We start from the raw sequence: 20,277 nt of genomic DNA on the forward strand, positions 1-20,277 counted from the left end.
TTTATTGGTTTATACAGTGACGACGCGCTGTTCGCGCCACGACAGCGTGGCCGCCTCGGCCAGTTCCAGTGCCTTCAAGCCATCGTGGACGGTGGTGCGCAGCGGCGTGCCGTGGGTGAGGGCGTCAAAGAAGTGCGCCATTTCCTGCGCGTAAGCCACGCGGTAGCGTTCCAGGAAGAAATCTTCCGGCTTGTCCACGCTGACGTTCACCGAGCCATACGCCGTCACTTCCGTCGGCTTGTGGTTGCCCGCCTGCAGCATGCCGGCGCTGCCCAGCACTTCGAAACGCTGGTCGTAGCCGTAGGCGGCGCGGCGCGAGGCATTGATCTGGCACAAGCGGCCCTTGGCCGTGCGGATGGTGACGACGGCCGTATCGAGGTCGCCCGCTTCGCCGATGGCAGGATCGACGAGGCAGCTGCCCGTGGCGTGCACGCTGACGGCTTCATCGTCGAGTATCCAGCGGAAGATGTCGAAATCGTGGATCAGCATATCCTTGAAGATGCCGCCCGACACCTTGATGTAGCTCACGGGCGGCGGACCGGGATCGCGGCTGGTGACGACCAGCAATTCCGGCGTGCCGATTTCTCCCGCTTCAATCCGTGTCTTGACGGCATTGAAGGTGGGGTCGTAACGGCGCTGGAAGCCCAGCATGCACAGCACCTTGGCTTCCTTGACGGCAGCGGCGCAGGCGCGCGCGCGGTCGATGGTCAGATCGACGGGCTTTTCGCAAAAGATGGCCTTGCCGGCAGCGGCCGAGCGCAGGATCAGGTCCGCGTGCGTATCCGTGCTCGAGGCGATGACGACGGCCTTGACGGCCGGGTCGGCCAATGCCGCTTCCACCGTGGCGCTGCTGCCGCCATGCAAGCCGGCCAGCGCGGCCGCCGCTTCCTGGTTGACGTCGACCACGTACTTGAACTGCACGCCGGGGTGAAAGGCCAGGTTGGCCGCGTGGATTTTGCCGATGCGTCCGGCGCCGAACAACGCTACTTCAATCATCATGTTCTCCTGGGGTGTGGATTTCTTCGATGTCGAGCTCTAATTTGTATGCCAGCGCGATGAACAGCGCCTGGCACAGGCAGATGGTGCTGGTCAGCGAGCGGAAGGCGAAGGCGCTGCCCTCGGTGACGGTCAACAACGCGTCGGCGGCCCGCGCGAGCGGCGCCAGTTTGCTGTCGGTAATCACCAGGACCTTGGCGCCCTTGTCTTGCGCCGCCTTGATGCACTGCTGGGTTTCCTTGCCGTAAGGCGAGAAACTGATGGCGATCGCCACATCGCGTTCGCGCACGCTGCGCATCTGTTCGCGGTGCATGCCGCCCAGTCCGCTAATCAGGTGCACGCGCTTGTCCGTGTGTTCGAGCGCGTAGGCGATGTAGGAGGCGATCGGGAAGGACCGGCGCACGCCGATCACATAGATGTTTTCCGCCTTGAGCAACAGGTTGACGGCCGCTTCCAGTTGCGCGTCGTCGAGTCCGGCGGCCAGGTCGTCGAGGCCGGCGCGGCTGGCGCCGACGAACTCGCGCGTCAGGTCGCCCGCGCTGAGGGCCGCGTCGCGCGTGGAAATGAGCTTGCGGATGCGCTGCTGGTAGTCGGGCGTGGCGCCGGCCTGGTCCGTGTACGCCTGGCGGAACACATCTTGCATTTCGGAAAAGCCCGTGTAGCCGAAGCGCTGCGCGAAACGCACGATGGCCGACGGCTGCACGTCGCAGGCGGCGGCGATGTCGCTGATGCGCTCGAGCATCAGGCTGGCCCGGTGCTTTTCAATGTATTGCGCGATGACTTTCAACTGGCGCGACAGGTTGTCGTACTCGGCGGCAATGTGCTGCATCAGCTGTTCGATGGGGGCGGTGGCTGCCATGGTTTTTTTCCTCGGTGTGCTTGCTGGGCCGCGATGACGTATCAATTCCGTGCGGCTGGTTCTGGCGAGAATTATAGGAGGGAATCTTGAAAATAGAAACGAATTTCTATTTAAATTTATTTTGAAAATTTTATTGCATTTGTCTTTTTTGTGGCCTAAGCTGTGCGCAGTGCATCGGTTCGTGTGCCGCAAGGCCAGGCCGGTGACACCCTTCATAAAAGCTCGCAACTATAAAAATTAATCCGTCTAGGAGACATTCATGCATAGCAATAAAAGCAAGGGTTTGATGAAGTGCCTGGCCATCGCCAGCCTGGGCCTGAGCCTGGGTTTGAGCACGGGCGCCAGCCATGCTGCCGGCGAGAAATTCGTCATGGTCAGCCATGCGCCGGACTCCGATTCCTGGTGGAATACCATCAAGAACGCCATCAAGCAAGCCGGTGAAGATTTCAACGTGTCCGTCGACTACCGCAATCCGCCGAATGGCGACCTGGCCGACATGGCGCGCCTGATCGAGCAATCGGCCGCGCGCAACTATGATGGCTTGATCGCCGACATCGCCGACTTCAGCGTGCTGCAAAAGCCGCTGGGCACGGTCGTGGCCAAGAAAATCATGCTCGTGACCATCAATTCGGGCACCCTGGCGCAAAGCGAACAGTTGAAAGCCATCATGCACGTGGGCCAGCCCGAGTATGACGCGGGCCTGGGCGCCGGCAAGCGCGCCAAGGAAGCGGGCATCAAATCGTTCGTGTGCGTGAATCACTATGCGATGAATGCATCGTCGTTCGAACGCTGCCGCGGTTTTGCCGATGCGCTCGGCGTCGACTTCAAATCGTCCACGCTCGACACCAATGGCGTCGACCCTGGCGTGATCGAGAGCAAGGTCAGCGCCTATCTGCGCAGCAATCCGAAGACCCAGGCCGTGCTGGCGCTGGGACCGGATTCGGCGCCGGCCGCCATGCGCGCCGTCGAGAAGCTGGGTCTGAAAGGCAAGATGTACTTCGCCAGCTTCGACTTGTCGGAAGAAATCGCCAAGGGCATCAAGGATGGCAGCATCCAGTTCGCCATCGACCAGCAGCCCTACCTGCAAGGCTACATTCCCGTCGCCGTGATGGCCATCATGAAACAGCAAAAAATCACTGACCTGGCCAAGGTCAAGGAAATCCTGATCGCCAATCCGAAATACCAGGCGCGCCTGGCCGAATACGGTCTGACGCCCATCTACGGCCCGCGCCACATCAGCTCCGGCCCCGGTTTCGTGACCAAGGAAAACATCGCCAAGGTCGAAAAATACGCCGGTCAATACCGCTAATCCACACAGTCGCCACCAGGAGTTGCCCAGCGCCGCACCGCCTCCCGCGGGCGGCGCATGGGAGGAACACGCCTGGCGCCAGCGATGCTGGCAGGAAAGTAATCGGAATTGGTAACAAGTATCACTGAAAGGACTTCGTATGACTGCGCTCAAATCCAGCCTGGCTAGCCCCGGCATGAATCCTCCTCCGCCTCCCGGCGCCTCCAGCAAGCCAGTTGCCGCCGCCGACGAGCGCGTGGGCACGACCAGCTGGGTCAAACGGTTTTTCGGCCGCCCCGAGTTCGCCTCGATTTCCGGCGCGGTGCTCGTGTTTGCCTTCTTCGTCATCACGGCCGGCGATTCCGGCATGTTCAACCTCGATGGCGTCGTCAACTGGATGCAAGTGGCGTCCTACCTGGGCATCATCGCCATCGGCGCCTGCCTGTTGATGATCGCCGGTGAATTCGACCTGTCGATCGGCTCCATGATCGGCTTTGCCGGCATGATGATCGCCATCCCGACGATTTATTTCCACTGGCCATTGTGGGCCGCGATCCTGTTCGCCTTCGCCGGTTCCATGGCGCTGGGCTGGCTCAACGGCTACATCGTCATCAAGACGCGCTTGCCATCGTTCATCGTGACCCTGGCATTCCTGTTCATCCTGCGCGGCCTGACCCTGGCCCTGTCGATCATGTTCGCCAACCGCACCATCGTCAGCGGCGTGGGCGACCTGGCGGCGCAGGACTGGCTGGCCAGCCTGCTGTTCCACGGCAACGTCGCCACCGGCCTGTTCCAGTGGCTGGGCGCGCATGGCTGGATCGCCGTGCTCGACGACGGCTCGCCGCTGGTGAAAGGCGTGCCGAAAGTCATCGCCTGGTGGCTGGTGCTGGCCGCCGGCGCCGCGTTCGTGTTGTCGCGTACCCGCTTCGGCAACTGGATGTTCGCCGTCGGCGGCGACGCCAACGCGGCCAAGAACGTGGGCGTGCCGGTGCGCAAAGTGAAAATTTCGCTGTTCGTCTTCACGGCCTTCTGCGCCTGCCTGTTTGCCACCTTGCAAGTCTGCGACGTGGGTTCGGCCGCCGCCGACCGCGGCATGCAAAAGGAATTCGAAGCCATCATCGCGGCCGTCATCGGCGGCGCCTTGCTGACGGGCGGCTACGGTTCCGTCGTCGGCGCCTGCTTTGGCGCGCTGATCTTCGGCGTGGTGCAGATCGGCATCACTTATACCAACATCAATTCGGACTGGTTCCGCGTATTCCTCGGCGTGATGCTGCTGATCGCGGTGCTGTTCAATAACTTTGTACGCTCACGCGTCACGGAAGCGAGATAAATCATGAGCGAATATATTCTTGCCCTGGAAAATGTCAGCAAGCGCTTCGGCTCCGTGCTGGCCTTGCAAAACATCACCATGCGGTTGCGCGAGGGGGAGGTTCATTGTTTGCTGGGCGATAACGGCGCCGGCAAGTCCACCCTGATCAAGACCCTGGCCGGCGTGCACAAGCCCACCGATGGCCAATACCTGGTCGATGGCAAGCCCGTCGTCTTCAATTCGCCCAGCGAAGCGCTGGACATGGGCGTGGCCACCGTCTACCAGGATCTGGCGCTGGTGCCGCTGTTGTCCGTGGCGCGCAATTTCTTCATGGGCCGCGAGCCGATGAAAAAACTGCTGGGCCTGGTCCCCGTGATGGATATCGATTATGCGGCCGAGACGGCGCGCGACAAGCTGGCCGAGATGGGCATCATGGTGCGCGACCCGCACCAGGCCATCGGCACCATGTCGGGCGGCGAAAAGCAGTGCCTGGCCATCGCCCGCGCCATCCACTTCGGCGCCCGCGTGCTGATCCTCGACGAACCGACGGCCGCCCTGGGCGTCAAGCAATCGTTCAATGTGCTGAAACTGATTTACAAGGCGCGCGAGCGGGGCATTTCCGTGATCTTTATTACGCATAATGTGCACCATGCGTATCCGGTCGGCGACTCGTTCACGTTGTTGAACCGGGGCAAGTCGCTGGGCACCTTTACCAAGGATACGGTAAGCAAGGATGCCTTGCTGGACATGATGGCGGGCGGTGCGGAAATGCAAACGCTGATGAGTGAACTCGACGGTGTCACGATTTAAGGATAGCCATGAATAATTCCACACAATTTGCCCAGGGTAGGGCGCTGGACGTGATCTGCCTGGGCCGCCTGGCGGTGGACCTGTACGCGCAGCAGATCGGCAGCCCCCTGGAAGACGCGACGAGCTTTGCCAAATACCTGGGCGGCTCGTCGGCGAATATCGCCTTCGGCACGGCCCGGCTGGGCTTGAAGTCGGCCATGCTGTCGAAAGTGGGCGACGATCACATGGGCCGTTTCCTCACCGACACCTTGGCGCAGGAGGGCTGCGACGTCAGCCACGTCGGCATCGACCGCGAGCGGCTCACGGCGCTGGTGATGCTGGGCATCAAGGACAAGAACACCTTCCCGCTGATCTTTTACCGTGAAAATTGCGCCGACATGGCCATCGACGCATCCTTGGTGGATGCGGCTTTCATTGCGTCGAGCAAAGCGTTATTAATCACCGGCACGCATTTCTCGACTAGCGCCATGCACGCCGTCAGCACGCAGGCATTGCAGCTGGCGCGCGCCAATAATGTGCGCACCGTGCTCGACATCGATTACCGGCCCGTGCTGTGGGGTTTGTCGGGCAAGGCCGATGGCGAAACGCGGTTCGTCTCGAACGACGGCGTCACCAGCCATCTGCAGGCGATCCTGCCGCAGTTCGACCTGATCGTCGGCACGGAAGAGGAATTCATGATCGCCGGCGGCGGTGCCGACATCATGGCGTCCCTGCGCGCCGTGCGGGCCGCCACCCTGGCGACCCTCGTCGTCAAGCGTGGGCCGCTGGGCAGCGCCGTCATCGACAATGTGGTGCCGGCCAGCCTCGATGACGCGTATAACTACCGCGGCGTGCGCGTGGAAGTGCTCAATGTGCTCGGCGCGGGCGACGCTTTTCTTTCCGGTTTCCTGAAAGGCTGGCTGCGCGGCGAGGATTACGAGGCGTGCTGCCGCTATGCGAACGGCTGCGGCGCCCTCGTCGTGTCGCGCCATGGCTGCGCGCCGGCCATGCCGTCGCCCGTCGAGCTCGACTATTTCCTGGCTAATGCGGCCAAACTCACGCAGCCGGACCAGGATGCGACCTTGTCGCGCCTGCACCGCACGACGGTGGCGCGCAAACAGTGGAATGAGTTGTGCGTGTTCGCGTTCGATCACCGCACGCAATTTTTTGAGCTGGCGCAACAAACCGGCGCGCCCGAAGCAGCCATTGCGGCCTTGAAGCAATTGATGGTGCAAGCCGTGGCGCAGACGGAAACGGCCTTGCAACTGGCCGGCAAGACAGGCGTGCTGATCGATGGCCGCTATGGCGTTGACGCGCTCAACGATGCGACGGGGCGCGGCTGGTGGATAGGCCGTCCCGTGGAATTGCCGGGATCGAACCCGCTGCAATTCGACTGGGGCCGCTCCATCGGTTCACACCTGCTCAGCTGGCCGAAGGAACACGTGATCAAGTGCCTGGTGCAGCTGCATCCGGACGACGCCGTGGAAAACCGCCTGGAACAGGAAGCGCAGATCAAGGCCTTGTACGATGCGGCGCAAGTGAGCGGTCACGAACTGTTGCTCGAAGTCATACCGTCGGAAGCCTTGCCGCACAGTGACGATACCGTCTTGCGCGCCGTCAAGCGCCTGTACAACCTCGGCATCTACCCTGAATGGTGGAAACTGGAAAGCATGTCGGCCCAGCAATGGCAAGCCATCGATGCCCTCGTGCACGAGCGCGATCCGTATTGCCGTGGCGTGGTATTACTGGGCTTGAACGCGCCCATCGCCGCGCTGGCCGCCAGCTTTGAACAGGCCAGTGCCAGCACCACTTGCCGCGGCTTCATGGTGGGCCGCACCATCTTCCAGGAACCGAGCCGCCGCTGGCTGGCCGGCGAACTCGACGATGCGGGCCTGATCGCCGCCGTGCGCGCCAATTTCGAGCAGCTGATCAGCTTGTGGCAACGCACGCGCAACCGCCTGGAGCGTGCCGCATGAGCGCCACGATCAGATTGACCATGGCGCAGGCCCTGGTGCGCTACCTGGCTGCCTTGCGCACCGAGGACGGCGAACCTTTGTTCGGTGGCGCCTTCGCCATCTTTGGCCACGGCAACGTGGCGGGCCTGGGCGAGGCGCTGTACCAGTACCGCGAGCAATTTCCCACCTACCGCGCCCACAATGAACAGGCGATGGCGCACTCTGCCATCGCCTATGCGAAAGCCCACATGCGCCGGCGCATGATGGCCGTCACCAGCTCCATCGGTCCGGGTGCGACGAATCTGCTCACCGCCGCCGCCTTGGCGCACGTCAACCGCTTGCCCGTCCTGCTCCTGCCCGGCGACGTGTTCGTCTCGCGTGCGCCGGATCCGGTCTTGCAGCAGCTGGAAGATGGCACGGACGGCAGCGTCTCGGTCAACGATGCCTTCAAACCGCTGTCGCGCTACTTTGACCGCATCGTGTATCCGGAGCAATTGATCACGGCCTTGCCGCGCGCGATTGCCGCCTTGACGGACCCGGCCGCTTGCGGTCCCGTCACCTTGTCCCTGCCGCAAGACGTGCAGACGATGGCATATGACTACCCGGAAGAATTCTTTGCGCCGAGGACCGTGCGTTTCCGCGCCGTGCCGCCCGTCGAGCAGGAACTGGAAGAGGCGGCGGAATTGCTGAAAAACGCGAAGCAGCCCCTGATCGTCGCCGGCGGCGGCGTGCTGTACGGCCAGGCCGGCGCCGCCTTGCAGGCGTTTGCCGAGCGCCACGGCATTCCCGTGGCGGAAACCCAGGCGGGCAAGAGTTCTTTGCCGTGGGACCATCCTTTGCAGCTGGGCGCCATCGGCGTCACCGGTTCGCCCGCCGCCAACGCGCTGGCGGCGGACGCGGACGTGGTGCTGGCCGTCGGCACGCGCCTGCAGGATTTCACGACCGGGTCCAACTCCCTGTTTGCGCAGGCGCAGCTGCTCAGCCTGAACGTCAACAGCTTTGATGCGCTGAAACGCCGGGGCCTGGGCCTGCAGGCGGACGCGACCCTGGGCTTGCAGGGCCTGTCGCGCCTGCTGGGCAACTGGAGCAGCGCGGGCCAGTGGCAGGAGCGCGCGCAGCAGGCGGCGCATGCCTGGCGCGCCACCGTGCTGGCGATCACCGGCAAACGCGAGGTGGCCGGCTTGCCGTATGACGGCGAAGTCATCGGCGCCGTGCAGCGTTCCGCACCGGATTCTACTGTGCGCGACATCGTCGTCTGCGCGGCCGGGACTCTGCCGGCCGAGCTGCATAAACTGTGGAGAACATCGACGCCGGGCGGCTACCACATGGAGTACGGCTATTCGTGCATGGGCTATGAGATCGCCGGCGGCCTCGGTGTCAAGATGGCCAAGCCGGAAGCCGAAGTCATCGTCATGGTGGGCGACGGCAGCTACCTGATGATGAATTCGGAAATCGCCACTTCCGTCATGCTGGACAAAAAACTCATCATCGTCGTGCTCGACAACCGGGGCTACGGCTGCATCAACCGCCTGCAGCAGGCCTGCGGCAATGCCTCGTTCAACAATATGTTGCCCGACAGCGCACCGCGCATCGACTTCGCCCTGCATGCGCAAGCCCTGGGCGCGCTGTCCGAACATGTGGCCAACATCGCCGAGCTGGAACAGGCGATGCTGCGCGCCCGCGAAGCTGGCCGCACCTACCTGATCTGCATCGACACGGATGCCACGCGCACGACCGAGGAGGGGGGCTGCTGGTGGGAAGTGGCCGTGCCCGAGGTCTCCATCCAGCCCGGCGTGCAGCTTGCCCGCGCCCGTTATGACAACGATCGCCTGAAACAAAGGAATTGAAATGACTACCTGGAATGTACGTATCGGCATCAACCCGATCTCGTGGATGAACGACGATTTACCGAGCCTGGGCGGCGAAACGCCCCTGGAAACGGCGCTGAAGGAAGGCGCCGAGATCGGCTATGTGGGTTTTGAACTGGGCAACAAGTTTCCGAAAGATGCCCCGGCCCTGAACGCCGTGCTGGGCAAATATGGTCTGGCGTGCGTCTCGGGCTGGTATTCGGGCCGCCTGGCGCACCGCTCGGTGGAAGAAGAGATCGCCTCCGTCGGCCCGCACTTGCGGCTGCTGGCCGACAGCGGCGCCACCGTCATGGTCTACGGCGAAGTGGCCGACGCCATCCAGGGCGAAGCGCGCCCGCTGTATAAACGCCCGCGTTTCCAGACGCAGCAGCAATGGCAGGACTACGCCGACAAGTTGACGGCCTTTGCCGCCCACCTGCTGGCGCACGGCGTGCGCCTGGCCTATCACCACCACATGGGCGCCTATGTGGAAACGCCGGCCGATGTGGACCAATTGATGGCCCTGACGGGGCCGGAAGTGGGCTTGTTGTTTGATACGGGTCATATCACCTTTGCCGGCGGCGACGCGTTGGCGGTACTCAATAAACATATCGACAGGATTTGCCACGTGCATTGCAAGGACGTGCGCCCCAACGTGGTGAAACTGGCCCGTAATGGCCACTGGAGTTTTTTGCAGGCGGTGATCAATGGCGCCTTCAGCGTGCCGGGCGACGGCTGCATCGACTTTCCGGCCATTTTGACGCGGCTGTATCTGCACGGCTATGCGGGCTGGCTGGTGGTGGAAGCGGAGCAGGACCCGGCCGTCGCCCCCAGCTACGCATACGCGAAGATGGGCCACGATTACCTGGCGCGCCTGGTCGAGGCAATCCCGCGCCTGGGCCGGGAGGCGGCATGAGCCCGCTGTTAGTCAAAGCAGGCAAGGCCGGCGGCAAGATTGTGGAAGTCACGCCCGCATCGGCCGGCTGGACGCACGTGGGCTTTGCCGCGCACCGCCTGGCGGCGGGCGAATCGCTGAGCCTGGAGACGGGCCGCCGCGAACTGTGCCTCGTCGTGCTGACGGGCACGGTCACGGTGCGGGCGGGCGGCCAGAGCTGGGAAGGCATCGGCAAGCGCGCCAGCGTCTTCGAGGACGTCTCGCCCTATGCCGTGTATGTGCCGCTGGAAACCACGGTCCGCATCACGGCCGTGAGCGCCGCCGAGGTGGCCCTGTGCAGCGCCCCGGCCACGACTAAGCGCCCGGCGCGCCTGATCGAGCCATCGAGCATGACGCGCTCCGTGCGCGGCAAGGGCGCCAACACGCGCTATGTGTGCGACATCCTGCCGCAGACGGCCGAGGCGGACGGCTTGCTGGTGGTGGAAGTCGTCACGCCGTCCGGCCATTCGTCCAGCTATCCGCCCCATAAGCACGACAGCGACAATATTCCAACCGAAAGTTCGCTGGAAGAAACCTATTACCATCGATTGAACCCCGAACAGGGCTTTGCCTACCAGCGCGTCTACACGGATGACCGCTCCATTGACGAAGCCATGGCCGTGGAAAACCACGACGTGGTGATGGTGCCGCGCGGCTACCACCCCGTGACCGTGCCGTATGGCTACGACGGCTATTACCTGAACGTGATGGCCGGCCCGAAACGCGTGTGGCATTTTAAAAACGACCCGGCCCATGACTGGCTGATGACGAAATAACCAAGGACAAGACAATGACGACCCCGATGATCGGCCACTTTATTGGTGGCAACCCCATGGCTTCGCGCACCGAGCGCACGAGCGATGTGTTCAATCCCGCCACGGGCGCCGTGACGGCCAAGGTGGCGCTGGCCACGCCTGCCGAACTGAACGCGGCCGTGGCTGCCGCCCATGCGGCCTTTCCCGCCTGGTCGCAAACCTCGCCCCTGCGCCGCGCCCGCGTCATGTTCAAATTCAAGGAGTTGCTGGAGCAAAACGCCGACAAGCTGGCCGCCCTGATTACGGCCGAACACGGCAAAGTCTTCACGGATGCGAAAGGCGAAGTGACGCGCGGCATCGAAGTGGTGGAGTTTGCCTGCGGCATCCCGCAGATGATGAAGGGAGAGTATTCGGAACAGGTGGCCGGCGGCATCGACGCCTGGTCGATCCGCCAGGCGCTCGGTGTCTGTGTCGGCATCACGCCGTTCAACTTTCCCGTGATGGTGCCGATGTGGATGTTCCCGATGGCGATTGCCTGCGGCAATACCTTCGTATTAAAACCGTCCGAGCGCGACCCGTCGGCCAGCCTGCTCCTGGCGCAGCTGCTGACGGACGCGGGCTTGCCGGACGGCGTCTTCAACGTGGTACAGGGAGATAAAGAAGCCGTCGACGGCTTGCTGCACCACCCGGACGTGCGCGCCGTCAGCTTCGTCGGTTCCACGCCGATCGCCGAGTATATCTATGCGACGGGCTGCGCGCAGGGCAAGCGCGTGCAGGCGCTCGGTGGCGCGAAAAACCACATGGTCGTCATGCCGGACGCGGACATTCCCCAGACGGTCGATGCCCTGATGGGCGCCGCGTTCGGCTCGGCCGGCGAGCGCTGCATGGCCATTTCCGTCGTCGTGGCGGTGGGCAATGTGGCGGACCAATTGGTGGAAGCCCTGGTGCCGCGCATCGCGGCATTAAAGATCACGCAGGGCATGGATCTGTCGGCCGAGATGGGACCCGTGGTGACGCAGGTGCACAAGGAGAAGATCGCCGGCTATATCGCGCAAGGTGTGGAAGAGGGCGCCAAGCTTATCTGCGACGGGCGCGGCTTCGTCCTGCCAGGCCACGAGAAAGGTTTTTTCCTCGCCGGCAGCCTGTTCGACCACGTCACGCCCGAGATGACGATCTACAAGGAAGAAATCTTCGGCCCCGTGCTGTGCATCGTGCGCGTGCCCGATTTCACGGCGGCGCTGGACCTGGTCAACGCGCATGAATACGGCAACGGCACGGCCATCTACACGCGCGACGGCAACACGGCGCGCGAATACACGCACCGGGTGCAGGTCGGCATGGTCGGCGTGAACGTGCCGATCCCCGTGCCGATGGCCTTCCACAGCTTCGGCGGCTGGAAGCGCAGCCTGTTCGGCGACCACCATGCGCACGGCCCGGAATCGGTGCGTTTCTATACGAAGCAGAAGGCGGTGACGCAGCGCTGGCCGGCCTCGACGGCGGCCGGGGCGGAGTTTGCCATGCCGACCCTGAAGTAATTCCGCTGTAAAACCGGCTGGTTCGCTTCTTGCTTACTGCAATGGTTGTGTTTAGCCATTGCAGATCGCTCCCATGACGTCCAGCCGTACCCAGCCTTTGCGCATCGTCGTCGTCAACACTATTGTCGAGCACGGCGTGCACGAGAATGCGGCCTTGGCTGCCCAAGTGCAGCGCGGCAATGCCTTGCGCATCGGCTTGCTGGAATCGGGCTACGACATCGTCGCCTCCCTGCCAGCCGACCTCTACCTTCCTGAGCGCATCGCCCAACTGCAGCCTGATCTCATCATCATCGACGCGGAATCGGATGCGCGCGACGTGCTCGAGCACATCGTCATCGCCACGCGCGACGAGCGCCGCCCCATCGTGCTGTTTACGGAAGACGGCGCCACGGCCAGCATCGACGCGGCCATGGCGGCCGGCGTCTCCGCCTACATCGTCGCCGGCTTGCATGCCGAGCGCATCTTGCCCGTGCTGAACGTGGCGCTCGCGCGCTTTCGCCAGGAAGAAAAATTGCGCGCCGAATTGCTCGACACGCGGCACAAGTTGCTGGAGCGCAAGGTGATCGAGCGGGCCAAGGGCCTGTTGATGACGCACCACGGCTTGACGGAAGAGCAGGCATACCAGCGCCTGCGCAGCATGGCCATGAACAAGAAACTCAAGCTGGCAGAGATTGCCCAGCGCATTCTCGACGTGGAGGACTTGTTGGGATGAATCGTCCATTTCCTGACACATGCTGGTGCAGCGCACCATTGCGGTGCGTTTCCAGCCGCCATGAAGCGGGCAGGTACGGGCACGCTCCTTGCTGCTGGAAGGTGAGAGCCTTGCCCACAGCGGCACGGCAAAACAGTATTTATCGGCAAGGAATGGTATGACAGAGAAAATGGCAGACAGTGCCCAGGTGATGCGGACCCTGCAGCCGGAAAGACAGACGATACGCATCGGCTACCTGCCGCTGACCGATTGCGCCTCGCTGGTGATGGCGTCGAAGCTGGGTCTCGATGAAAAATACGGCATCAAGATCGAACTGAGCCGCGAGATGTCGTGGGCCGGCGTGCGCGATAAACTGAACAATGGCGAACTCGATGCGGCCCACGTGCTGTACGGCCTTGTGTATGGCGTGCAGATGGGCATCGGCGGGCAGCAGCGCGACATGGCCGTGCTGATGAATCTCAATCACAGCGGCCAGGCTGTCACCGTGTCGGCGGCGCTGGCGCGCGAGGGCGCCCACGATGGTCCCACCCTGGCGCGGCATATGCGCGCCACGGCGCGGCCGTTTGCGTTCGCGCATACTTTTCCGACCGGCAACCACGCGATGCTGCTGCAATACTGGCTGGCCGCGCAGGGCATCGATCCGCTGCGCGACGCGCGCGTGATGACGGTGCCGCCGTCGCAGATGGTGGCCGCCTTGCGCGCCGGCCAGATGGACGGCTTTTGCGCGGGCGAACCGTGGGGCTACAAGGCCATCGTCGATGGCGTGGGCGTGACGGCCGTCACCAGCGGCGCCATCTGGCCCGACCATCCGGGCAAGGTGCTGGGCACCAGCGCCGCGTTTGCACAGCAGCATCCGAACAGCTGCCGCGCCCTGATCGGCGCCGTGCTCGAGGCGGGACGCTGGATCGATGCCAGCGATACCAACCGGCTGGCCATGGCGGCCACCCTGGCAGAGCCCGCGTACCTGAACACGCCGCAGGAAACGCTGGCGCCGCGCATTCTCGGCCATTACCAGGATGGCCTGGGCAAGACCTGGGACGAGGCGCACGGTTTGAAGTTCTACGGCGATGGCGCCGTCAATTTCCCGTATCTGTCCGACGGCATGTGGTTCATGACCCAGCACCGGCGCTGGGGCTTGCTGCGCGACGAACCCGATTATCTGGCGGTGGCAAGGCAAGTCAACCGCATTGACCTGTACCGCCAGGCGGCGGAGATGACGGCCACGCCCGTGCCAAAAGCCCCCATGCGCAGCTCGACCCTGTGCGACGGCGTCGTGTGGGACGGCAGCGCGCCGGAAGCGTACGCGGCATCGTTTGCCATCGGCCATTTTTTCTGACTGGAGAGTGCATCATGACGCAATGTGGAAGCGTAACCCTGGTCGGCGCCGGTCCCGGCGACCCGGACCTGTTGACGATCAAGGCAGTAAAGGCCATCGCGCGGGCCGACGTGGTGCTGATCGACGACCTCGTCAATCCGGCCGTCCTTGCCCATGCGGCACAAGGCGTGCGCGTGGTCGAGGTGGGCAAGCGGGGCGGCTGCGCTTCCACGCCGCAAGCGTTCATCGAACGGCTGATGCTGGCCGAAGCGCGCGCCGGCCTGCACGTGGTGCGGCTGAAAGGGGGCGACCCGTATCTGTTCGGGCGCGGCGGCGAAGAGCGCGCCTATTTGCGCAGTCATGGCGTGGCCGTCGAGGTGATCCCCGGCATCAGCAGCGGCCTGGCTGCGCCGTCCGGTATCGGCGTGCCGCTCACGCATCGCGCCTGGAGCCAGGGCGCCATCTTCGTCACGGGCCACGGCAAGGATAGCGCCTCGGAGCCGAACTGGGCGGCCCTGGCGCAGAGCAAGCTCACCCTCGTCATCTACATGGGCGTGGCCAGGGTGACGGCCATCCAGGCCGGCTTGCTGGCCGGCGGCATGGCGCCCGGCACGCCCGTGGCCGTGGTGCAATCGGCCAGCCTGCCGGCCCAGTGCCAGTTGCTGAGCACCTTGCAGGAGCTGCCCGACGACTTGCAGGCCAGCGGCCTGGGCAGTCCCAGCATCATCGTCGTGGGCGACGTGGTGCGCTGCGCCGATGCCTGGGATGAGCATGGCGCACAGGGCTTGCACGCCGCCTGCGTCTGAGCCTGTCCGCGCCTAGCGGATCGGCAGGGCCACGGGACGGATGGGCGCCGCGTCGCCGCCACGGAATTTCAACGAGGCGCCGATGAAGGCGAACTGGTACACCTTGTCGCGCGACAGCGCTTCCAGGTCGACCAGTTCCAGGATGGGCGTGCCCTGCTGCGCCAGCAGATAGGTGTGCACGGGCAGGTAATTGTTCGCCACTTCGGACGGAAACGCCTCGAAACTGAGGTTGTCCGCGCCCACCACCATGGCGCCGCCATCTTCCACGAGGAATTTCGCCGCATCGAGCGACAGGCCCGGCGGATTGGCCATGTAGGTGTGCGCCTGCTCATAATGCTGCATGCGGCCCGTGCGTATCAGCACCACGTCGCCCTTTTCCAGCGTGACCTTCTGTTGCGCCAGCGCCGCGCGCAAGTCTTGCCGCGTCACCCGGTAATTATCGGGCAGTTGTTTGAGACCCTTGGCCACGGCCACGTCGATCAGCACGCCGCGCGCCACGATCGGCGGCAATTTCTCCGCGCCCGTCACGGTCCAGCCCCGGTCGCCCAGGTATTGTTCCTCCGTAAAGCCATTCCAGATCTTGCCGTTCAGGCCGAAGTGGTTCAGGGCGTCGATATGCGTGCCCATGTGCGCATACATGGACACGGCCGAGCCCGTGTAGCTGACGTGGCGGTTCATCTGTTCGCCCACCTGCATGGAATCGGCCACCACGTTGCCTTTCGGCGTGTGCGTCATCCACATCTGGTAGGGCGGGTCGCCGGCCGCCTGCCAGCTGGGCATGCCGATATAGAAATCGACGGCCAGATCATAGCTCTTGCCGCCGTCGATGCGCGCCAGGATGGCGGCACGCGAGGCCGGCGTCATCAGGTTCAGGCGGCCGATCTCGTCTTTCGGGCCCCAGGGGCTGATGCCCACTTCGGGCAGGGCGGCCTGCACTGTCCCTCCGAGCAGGGCCAGCAGCAGGGCAGTCAGGGTGGCGGATGGTTTGAACATGGGGTACTCCTTGCGTGACATGAATAAAGAAGCCGCCATCATATTGTTTTCCATTTCAATGATAATCAGCGATAAAATAATAAGATATTCAACTGTAGAGAAATAATAATGGATGTCCTGGCGCACATGCGCGTGTTTCGCAAGGTGGTCGAGCGCGACAGCTTCAGCAAGGCGGCGCAGGATTTGAATCAGTCGGCGGCGGCCATCAGCAAGCAGGTGCGCCAGCTCGAAGCGCGCCTGGGCACACTGCTGCTGGTGCGCACGACGCGGCGCATGAGCTTGTCGGACGGCGGGCGTGCCTACTATCTCGAATGCTGCCGCCTGCTCGACGAGGTCGATGCGCTGGAACTGGCCACGCGCGGCTGTACCGGCAAGGTGGCCGGGCGGCTGCGCGTGAATGCGCCGCTGTCATTCGGCCTGAAGGTGCTGTCGCCGCTGCTGCCCGACTTCATGGCCCGCTATCCGGACGTCAAGATCGAGATGACCCTGGACGACCGCCTGCGCGACGTGGTGGGCGAGGGCTATGACGTGTCGCTGCGCATCCGCGTCTCGCTGGCCGATTCGTCCCTGGTGGCGCGCCGCCTGGGCGACGTCGAGCAGATGATTTGCGCAGCGCCAGCCTATCTGGCGCGGCGCGGCACGCCGCGCCAGGCGCAGGATTTGCGCGGCCACGATTGCCTCGCTTACCGCCTGGCCGACAGTCCCGGCGTCTGGCAGCTGGCCGGCCCGGAGGGGCCGAGCAGCATCGTGCTGCCCGTGCGCTTTTCCGCCGACAGCAGCCTGCTGCTGGCCGATATGCTGGTGGCGGGCATCGGCGTGGGGGCGCTGCCGTCGTTCGTCGCCGCGCCGCTGCTGGCCAGCGGCGCCCTGGTACGCGTACTGCCGTCGCACGGCATGGCCAGGCGCGGCGTGTATGCCTTGACGCCCGATGGACGCCACGTGCAGGAAAAGGTGCGCGCCTTTTGCGACTTCCTGGCCGGGGCGCTGCAGGGGGGCTAGGCACCCGGTGTTTTCCAGTGCAACCATCCTGCGCGCTTTTTTTCTTGCACAAGCGCGTCGGGCATGAGCTTTGATAGTATCCTCGTACTTGCTGGGCGGCCGGAGCGCCGCACATTCGAGGAAACCGGAATAAGCGATCGACAATGCACACTTTGAGCAAGGGCGGGGCGGTATCGGGCTTCAGGATATGGGCGGGCGGCCTGCTGCTGGCCCTGGCTGTGGGCGGTGCCCTGTATGCGGGCGCGGCGCGCACGGTCAATGACGACGCCGAACAGCGTTTCGACAATCTCACGCATGGCGCCCAGCATAGCCTGATCACGCGCGTAAAAAGCTATTCCGACCTGTTGCGCGGCCTCGAGGCCCTGTTCCGCACCAGCGAGCACCTGACGCGCCGCCAGTTCCACGATTACGTGGCCGGCCTCGATATCGTGCGCCAGTTCCCGGCCATCGAATCGGTCAACTACGCGGCGGCCGTCCCGTCGGCGCAGCGCCCCGCCTTCATCGAGGCCGTGCGCCGTGACGCCAGCCTGGCGCCGCGCGGCTATCCCGCTTTCACCATCCGGCCTGCGGGCGAGCGGCCTGAATACACGGTGCTCACCTACCTGGAGCCCGATTCCCTGCTGGCCGAACGCATGGGCATCGATATCGGCGCCAACCCGCTGGTGGCGCAGTCGCTGGCGCAGGCCCGCGACAGCGGCCAGGTCAGCGCATCGGGGCAGGTGATCATGATCAAGGGGCCGCCCGCGCATATCGGCCTGGGCATGCGCCTGCCCGTGTACCGCAATGGCATGCCGCAGGGCAGCGTGGCCGAGCGCCGCGCCGCCTACCAGGGCTCCGTCGGCATCGGCTTTGGCGTGGCGCAGCTGGTGCACAGCGCGCTCGAACGCAGCGCCCTGGAACCGCTGCACCTGACCCTGTACAGCGCGGCCGACCCTTTGACGGCCAGCGGGTCCCTGTCCATCACGCCGCAGGACCGCCTGCTGTTCAACGATGACGGCGACCTGGCGGCGGCGCCGCCGCAACCGGGCAGCGATGCCGACTATTTCGACCAGGTGCTGCCCGTCGCTTACCAGGGCGGCCTGTGGAAAGCCCATTTCCGCGTGCGCAAGGCGGAGCTGTACAGCCCCTTCGACCGCTATTTTCCATGGCTGGCGCTGGGCGTCGGCGTGGCCGGCACCCTGCTCATTTACGGCTATATCTTTACCTTGTACCGGTCGCGCCGCAGCGCGGTGGCGCAGCGCACCCTGCTCGATACGGTGCTCGACAGCGTCGACGCCTACGTCTACATGAAGGATGCCGACCTGCGCTACCGCTACGTCAATGCGCGCACGGCAACCATCCTCGGCCGTCCCGTGGAGCAGCTGATCGGCCGCCAGGATGGCGAGTTGATGCTCGGCGATGCGGCGGCCGCCGCGCAGCTGACGGAGCGCCAGGTCTTCGACAGCGGCGCCAAGTTCGTCGGCGAGGAGCGCTTCGTCGATGCTCAGGGCCAGGTGCATCACCTGTGGAGCGTGAAGGTGCCGCTGGGCTTGCCCGGTCCCGTCACGGGCCTGATCGGCCTGTCCACCGACGTGACGGAACTGCACCGCCTGAAAGAGCAGGCCGACGCGGCCAGCCAGGCCAAGAGCGACTTCCTGTCGAACATGAGCCATGAAATCCGCACGCCGATGAACAGCATTATCGGCATGGCGCACCTGGCGCTGAAATCGGTGGCCGATGCGCGCCAGCGCGACTATCTGCAGAAAATCTTCCATTCGGGCCAGCATTTGCTGGGCCTGATCAACGACATCCTCGATTTTTCCAAGATCGAGGCGGGCAAACTGGAGCTGGAGGTGCTGGACTTCCGTCTCGACACCCTGCTGGCGAACATCGCCAGCCAGCTGGGCGACGCGGCCGCCGTCAAGGGCCTGGTGCTGCAGTTCGATATCGCGTCCGAGCTGCCGCAGCGCTGGCGCGGCGACCCGCTGCGCCTGGAGCAGGTCTTGCTGAACCTGACCAGCAACGCCATCAAGTTTTCCGACAATGGCAGCATCTTCGTGCGCGTGCGCCAGTCCGAGGAGCGCGCCAGCCATGCCATGCTGCGCTTCGAGGTGCAGGACCGGGGCATCGGCATGAACCAGGAAGAGGTGGCGCAGTTGTTCCGCTCCTTCCACCAGGCCGACCCGTCGACCACGCGCAAGTATGGCGGCAGCGGCCTGGGGCTGGTGATCAGCAAGCAGCTGGTGGAGCTCATGGGCGGCAAGGTGGGCGTGTACAGCCAGCCGGGCCTGGGCAGCACCTTCTGGTTCACGGCGCGCCTGGAGAAGAGCGCGCAGGGGGCCGACGAGCGCATCGCCGAAGTGGAGCCGGAAGTGCTGGGGGTGATCCGCGGCGCCTCCATCCTGCTGGTGGAAGACAACATCTTCAGCCAGCAGGTGGGCTGCGAGCTGCTGGAAGACGCGGGCGCCACCGTTTGCGTCGCCTGCAATGGCCGCGAGGCGCTGGAATTGCTGGCCCGCCAGCGCTACGACTGCGTGCTGATGGACGTACAGATGCCGGAGATGGATGGCTTCGAGGCGACGCGCCGCATCCGCGCCGATGCGAAACTTGCCGGCCTGCTGGTGATCGCCATGACGGCCAACGCGGGCAGCGAAGACCGCGCCCGCTGCCTGGAGGCGGGCATGGATGAATTCGTGACCAAGCCGATCGCCCCGAATCTGCTGTTTCACCTGCTGGCGAAATGGTTTCGCCTGCGTGGCGGCATTGGCGGCATCGGCCGCGACAGGCTGTCGGCGGCACCGACACCGCCGACAGCGCCGCCATCGGACGCCGCGCCGGAATCGCGCGACACGGCCATCCTCGATCTGGCCACCCTGGCGCTCACGTTCAGCAATGACGCCGTGAAGATGCGCAAGTACACCCAGCTGTTTCTCGACACGGCGCGCGACGGCATCGCCGAAATGGAGCAAGCCATGGCGCTGGAAGACCTGGGGCGCCTGGCCGACCTGGGCCACCGCAGCAAATCGTCGGCGCTGGCCGTGGGCGCGCACGCTTTCGCCGCCCTGTGCCTGTCGATCGAAGGCTTGCGCCTGGGCGGCGACATGCAGCAGGCGCGCGCCTTGCTGGCGGCGCTCGGGCCGGCGCTGGCGCAGGTGGCGGAACAAATTTCCATGGAATTTGCCGCCAGCGACGCCCCTTGAGGCAGG

The 20,277-nt window shown here is 64.4% G+C and carries 16 protein-coding genes; 13 read left to right on the forward strand and 3 right to left on the reverse strand.

The window, feature by feature from the left end; translation table 11 throughout:
• Window positions 1-9: 9 nt before the first annotated feature.
• Complete coding sequence (gene iolG / locus AC3RCG_RS12490) at window positions 10-996, reverse strand: inositol 2-dehydrogenase (protein WP_492404018.1); 987 nt, start codon at window positions 994-996, stop codon at window positions 10-12.
• On the reverse strand, window positions 989-1,855 hold the full coding sequence (locus tag AC3RCG_RS12495) for a MurR/RpiR family transcriptional regulator (protein WP_034757651.1): 867 nt from the start codon (window positions 1,853-1,855) through the stop codon (window positions 989-991). The genes iolG and AC3RCG_RS12495 overlap by 8 nt, the downstream gene beginning before the upstream one ends.
• A 259-nt stretch (window positions 1,856-2,114) precedes the next feature.
• On the opposite strand from AC3RCG_RS12495, the gene AC3RCG_RS12500 reads away from it, so the two are divergent.
• The 11 genes from AC3RCG_RS12500 (at window position 2,115) to cobA (ending at window position 15,100) form a co-directional block, all read left to right on the forward strand.
• Window positions 2,115-3,164: a sugar ABC transporter substrate-binding protein gene (locus tag AC3RCG_RS12500; protein ID WP_070290740.1), complete on the forward strand. Its 1,050-nt coding sequence runs from the start codon at window positions 2,115-2,117 to the stop codon at window positions 3,162-3,164.
• Between the two features lie 175 nt (window positions 3,165-3,339).
• Window positions 3,340-4,473: an ABC transporter permease gene (locus tag AC3RCG_RS12505; protein WP_492404016.1), complete on the forward strand. Its 1,134-nt coding sequence runs from the start codon at window positions 3,340-3,342 to the stop codon at window positions 4,471-4,473.
• 3 nt (window positions 4,474-4,476) lie between these two features.
• Window positions 4,477-5,262 carry an ATP-binding cassette domain-containing protein gene (locus AC3RCG_RS12510; RefSeq protein WP_121669170.1) on the forward strand — a complete coding sequence of 262 codons (786 nt, stop codon included), beginning with the start codon at window positions 4,477-4,479 and terminating at the stop codon, window positions 5,260-5,262.
• An 8-nt stretch (window positions 5,263-5,270) separates the two neighbouring features.
• Window positions 5,271-7,217: a bifunctional 5-dehydro-2-deoxygluconokinase/5-dehydro-2-deoxyphosphogluconate aldolase gene (locus AC3RCG_RS12515; protein ID WP_492403773.1), complete on the forward strand. Its 1,947-nt coding sequence runs from the start codon at window positions 5,271-5,273 to the stop codon at window positions 7,215-7,217.
• Window positions 7,214-9,043 (forward strand): 3D-(3,5/4)-trihydroxycyclohexane-1,2-dione acylhydrolase (decyclizing), encoded by a 1,830-nt coding sequence (gene iolD, locus AC3RCG_RS12520; protein WP_492490437.1) that lies wholly within the window; start codon window positions 7,214-7,216, stop codon window positions 9,041-9,043. Before AC3RCG_RS12515 ends, iolD begins: the two co-directional genes overlap by 4 nt.
• A 1-nt stretch (window position 9,044) precedes the next feature.
• A complete protein-coding gene (iolE, locus tag AC3RCG_RS12525; RefSeq protein WP_492490439.1) occupies window positions 9,045-9,959 on the forward strand; it encodes a myo-inosose-2 dehydratase in 915 nt (304 codons plus the stop codon).
• Complete coding sequence (gene iolB, locus AC3RCG_RS12530; RefSeq protein WP_492404736.1) at window positions 9,956-10,753, forward strand: 5-deoxy-glucuronate isomerase; 798 nt, start codon at window positions 9,956-9,958, stop codon at window positions 10,751-10,753. Before iolE ends, iolB begins: the two co-directional genes overlap by 4 nt.
• A 14-nt stretch (window positions 10,754-10,767) precedes the next feature.
• Entirely contained in the window at window positions 10,768-12,267 is a 1,500-nt protein-coding gene (locus AC3RCG_RS12535) for a CoA-acylating methylmalonate-semialdehyde dehydrogenase (protein WP_409026575.1), read from the forward strand.
• Window positions 12,268-12,340: 73 nt separating this feature from the next.
• Window positions 12,341-12,979 carry an ANTAR domain-containing response regulator gene (locus tag AC3RCG_RS12540; RefSeq protein ID WP_409026574.1) on the forward strand — a complete coding sequence of 213 codons (639 nt, stop codon included), beginning with the start codon at window positions 12,341-12,343 and terminating at the stop codon, window positions 12,977-12,979.
• Between the two features lie 157 nt (window positions 12,980-13,136).
• Window positions 13,137-14,315, forward strand: coding sequence for a CmpA/NrtA family ABC transporter substrate-binding protein (locus tag AC3RCG_RS12545; protein WP_492404739.1), 1,179 nt, complete (start codon window positions 13,137-13,139; stop codon window positions 14,313-14,315).
• A gap of 14 nt (window positions 14,316-14,329) precedes the next feature.
• Window positions 14,330-15,100, forward strand: coding sequence for a uroporphyrinogen-III C-methyltransferase (cobA, locus tag AC3RCG_RS12550; protein WP_492404741.1), 771 nt, complete (start codon window positions 14,330-14,332; stop codon window positions 15,098-15,100).
• A 12-nt stretch (window positions 15,101-15,112) separates the two neighbouring features.
• Here cobA and AC3RCG_RS12555 read toward each other — a convergent pair whose 3' ends face one another.
• On the reverse strand, window positions 15,113-16,093 hold the full coding sequence (locus tag AC3RCG_RS12555; RefSeq protein WP_099411560.1) for a cyclase family protein: 981 nt from the start codon (window positions 16,091-16,093) through the stop codon (window positions 15,113-15,115).
• 108 nt (window positions 16,094-16,201) lie between these two features.
• On the opposite strand from AC3RCG_RS12555, the gene AC3RCG_RS12560 reads away from it, so the two are divergent.
• Window positions 16,202-17,092 carry a LysR family transcriptional regulator gene (locus AC3RCG_RS12560; RefSeq protein WP_099411556.1) on the forward strand — a complete coding sequence of 297 codons (891 nt, stop codon included), beginning with the start codon at window positions 16,202-16,204 and terminating at the stop codon, window positions 17,090-17,092.
• A 143-nt stretch (window positions 17,093-17,235) separates the two neighbouring features.
• Entirely contained in the window at window positions 17,236-20,271 is a 3,036-nt protein-coding gene (locus AC3RCG_RS12565; RefSeq protein ID WP_492404744.1) for a CHASE domain-containing protein, read from the forward strand.
• The last annotated feature ends 6 nt before the right edge of the window (window positions 20,272-20,277 follow it).

Source organism: Janthinobacterium sp. GW823-FHT01H08 (genome assembly GCF_058797855.1).

What these genes read in the sequence shown, in the direction of transcription:
- iolG (WP_492404018.1), bottom strand. Translation starts at nt 996, where the DNA reads ATGATTGAAGTAGCGTTGTTCGGCGCCGGACGCATCGGCAAAATCCAC.
- AC3RCG_RS12495 (WP_034757651.1), bottom strand. Translation starts at nt 1,855, where the DNA reads ATGGCAGCCACCGCCCCCATCGAACAGCTGATGCAGCACATTGCCGCC.
- AC3RCG_RS12500 (WP_070290740.1), top strand. Translation starts at nt 2,115, where the DNA reads ATGCATAGCAATAAAAGCAAGGGTTTGATGAAGTGCCTGGCCATCGCC.
- AC3RCG_RS12505 (WP_492404016.1), top strand. Translation starts at nt 3,340, where the DNA reads ATGAATCCTCCTCCGCCTCCCGGCGCCTCCAGCAAGCCAGTTGCCGCC.
- AC3RCG_RS12510 (WP_121669170.1), top strand. Translation starts at nt 4,477, where the DNA reads ATGAGCGAATATATTCTTGCCCTGGAAAATGTCAGCAAGCGCTTCGGC.
- AC3RCG_RS12515 (WP_492403773.1), top strand. Translation starts at nt 5,271, where the DNA reads ATGAATAATTCCACACAATTTGCCCAGGGTAGGGCGCTGGACGTGATC.
- iolD (WP_492490437.1), top strand. Translation starts at nt 7,214, where the DNA reads ATGAGCGCCACGATCAGATTGACCATGGCGCAGGCCCTGGTGCGCTAC.
- iolE (WP_492490439.1), top strand. Translation starts at nt 9,045, where the DNA reads ATGACTACCTGGAATGTACGTATCGGCATCAACCCGATCTCGTGGATG.
- iolB (WP_492404736.1), top strand. Translation starts at nt 9,956, where the DNA reads ATGAGCCCGCTGTTAGTCAAAGCAGGCAAGGCCGGCGGCAAGATTGTG.
- AC3RCG_RS12535 (WP_409026575.1), top strand. Translation starts at nt 10,768, where the DNA reads ATGACGACCCCGATGATCGGCCACTTTATTGGTGGCAACCCCATGGCT.
- AC3RCG_RS12540 (WP_409026574.1), top strand. Translation starts at nt 12,341, where the DNA reads ATGACGTCCAGCCGTACCCAGCCTTTGCGCATCGTCGTCGTCAACACT.
- AC3RCG_RS12545 (WP_492404739.1), top strand. Translation starts at nt 13,137, where the DNA reads ATGACAGAGAAAATGGCAGACAGTGCCCAGGTGATGCGGACCCTGCAG.
- cobA (WP_492404741.1), top strand. Translation starts at nt 14,330, where the DNA reads ATGACGCAATGTGGAAGCGTAACCCTGGTCGGCGCCGGTCCCGGCGAC.
- AC3RCG_RS12555 (WP_099411560.1), bottom strand. Translation starts at nt 16,093, where the DNA reads ATGTTCAAACCATCCGCCACCCTGACTGCCCTGCTGCTGGCCCTGCTC.
- AC3RCG_RS12560 (WP_099411556.1), top strand. Translation starts at nt 16,202, where the DNA reads ATGGATGTCCTGGCGCACATGCGCGTGTTTCGCAAGGTGGTCGAGCGC.
- AC3RCG_RS12565 (WP_492404744.1), top strand. Translation starts at nt 17,236, where the DNA reads ATGCACACTTTGAGCAAGGGCGGGGCGGTATCGGGCTTCAGGATATGG.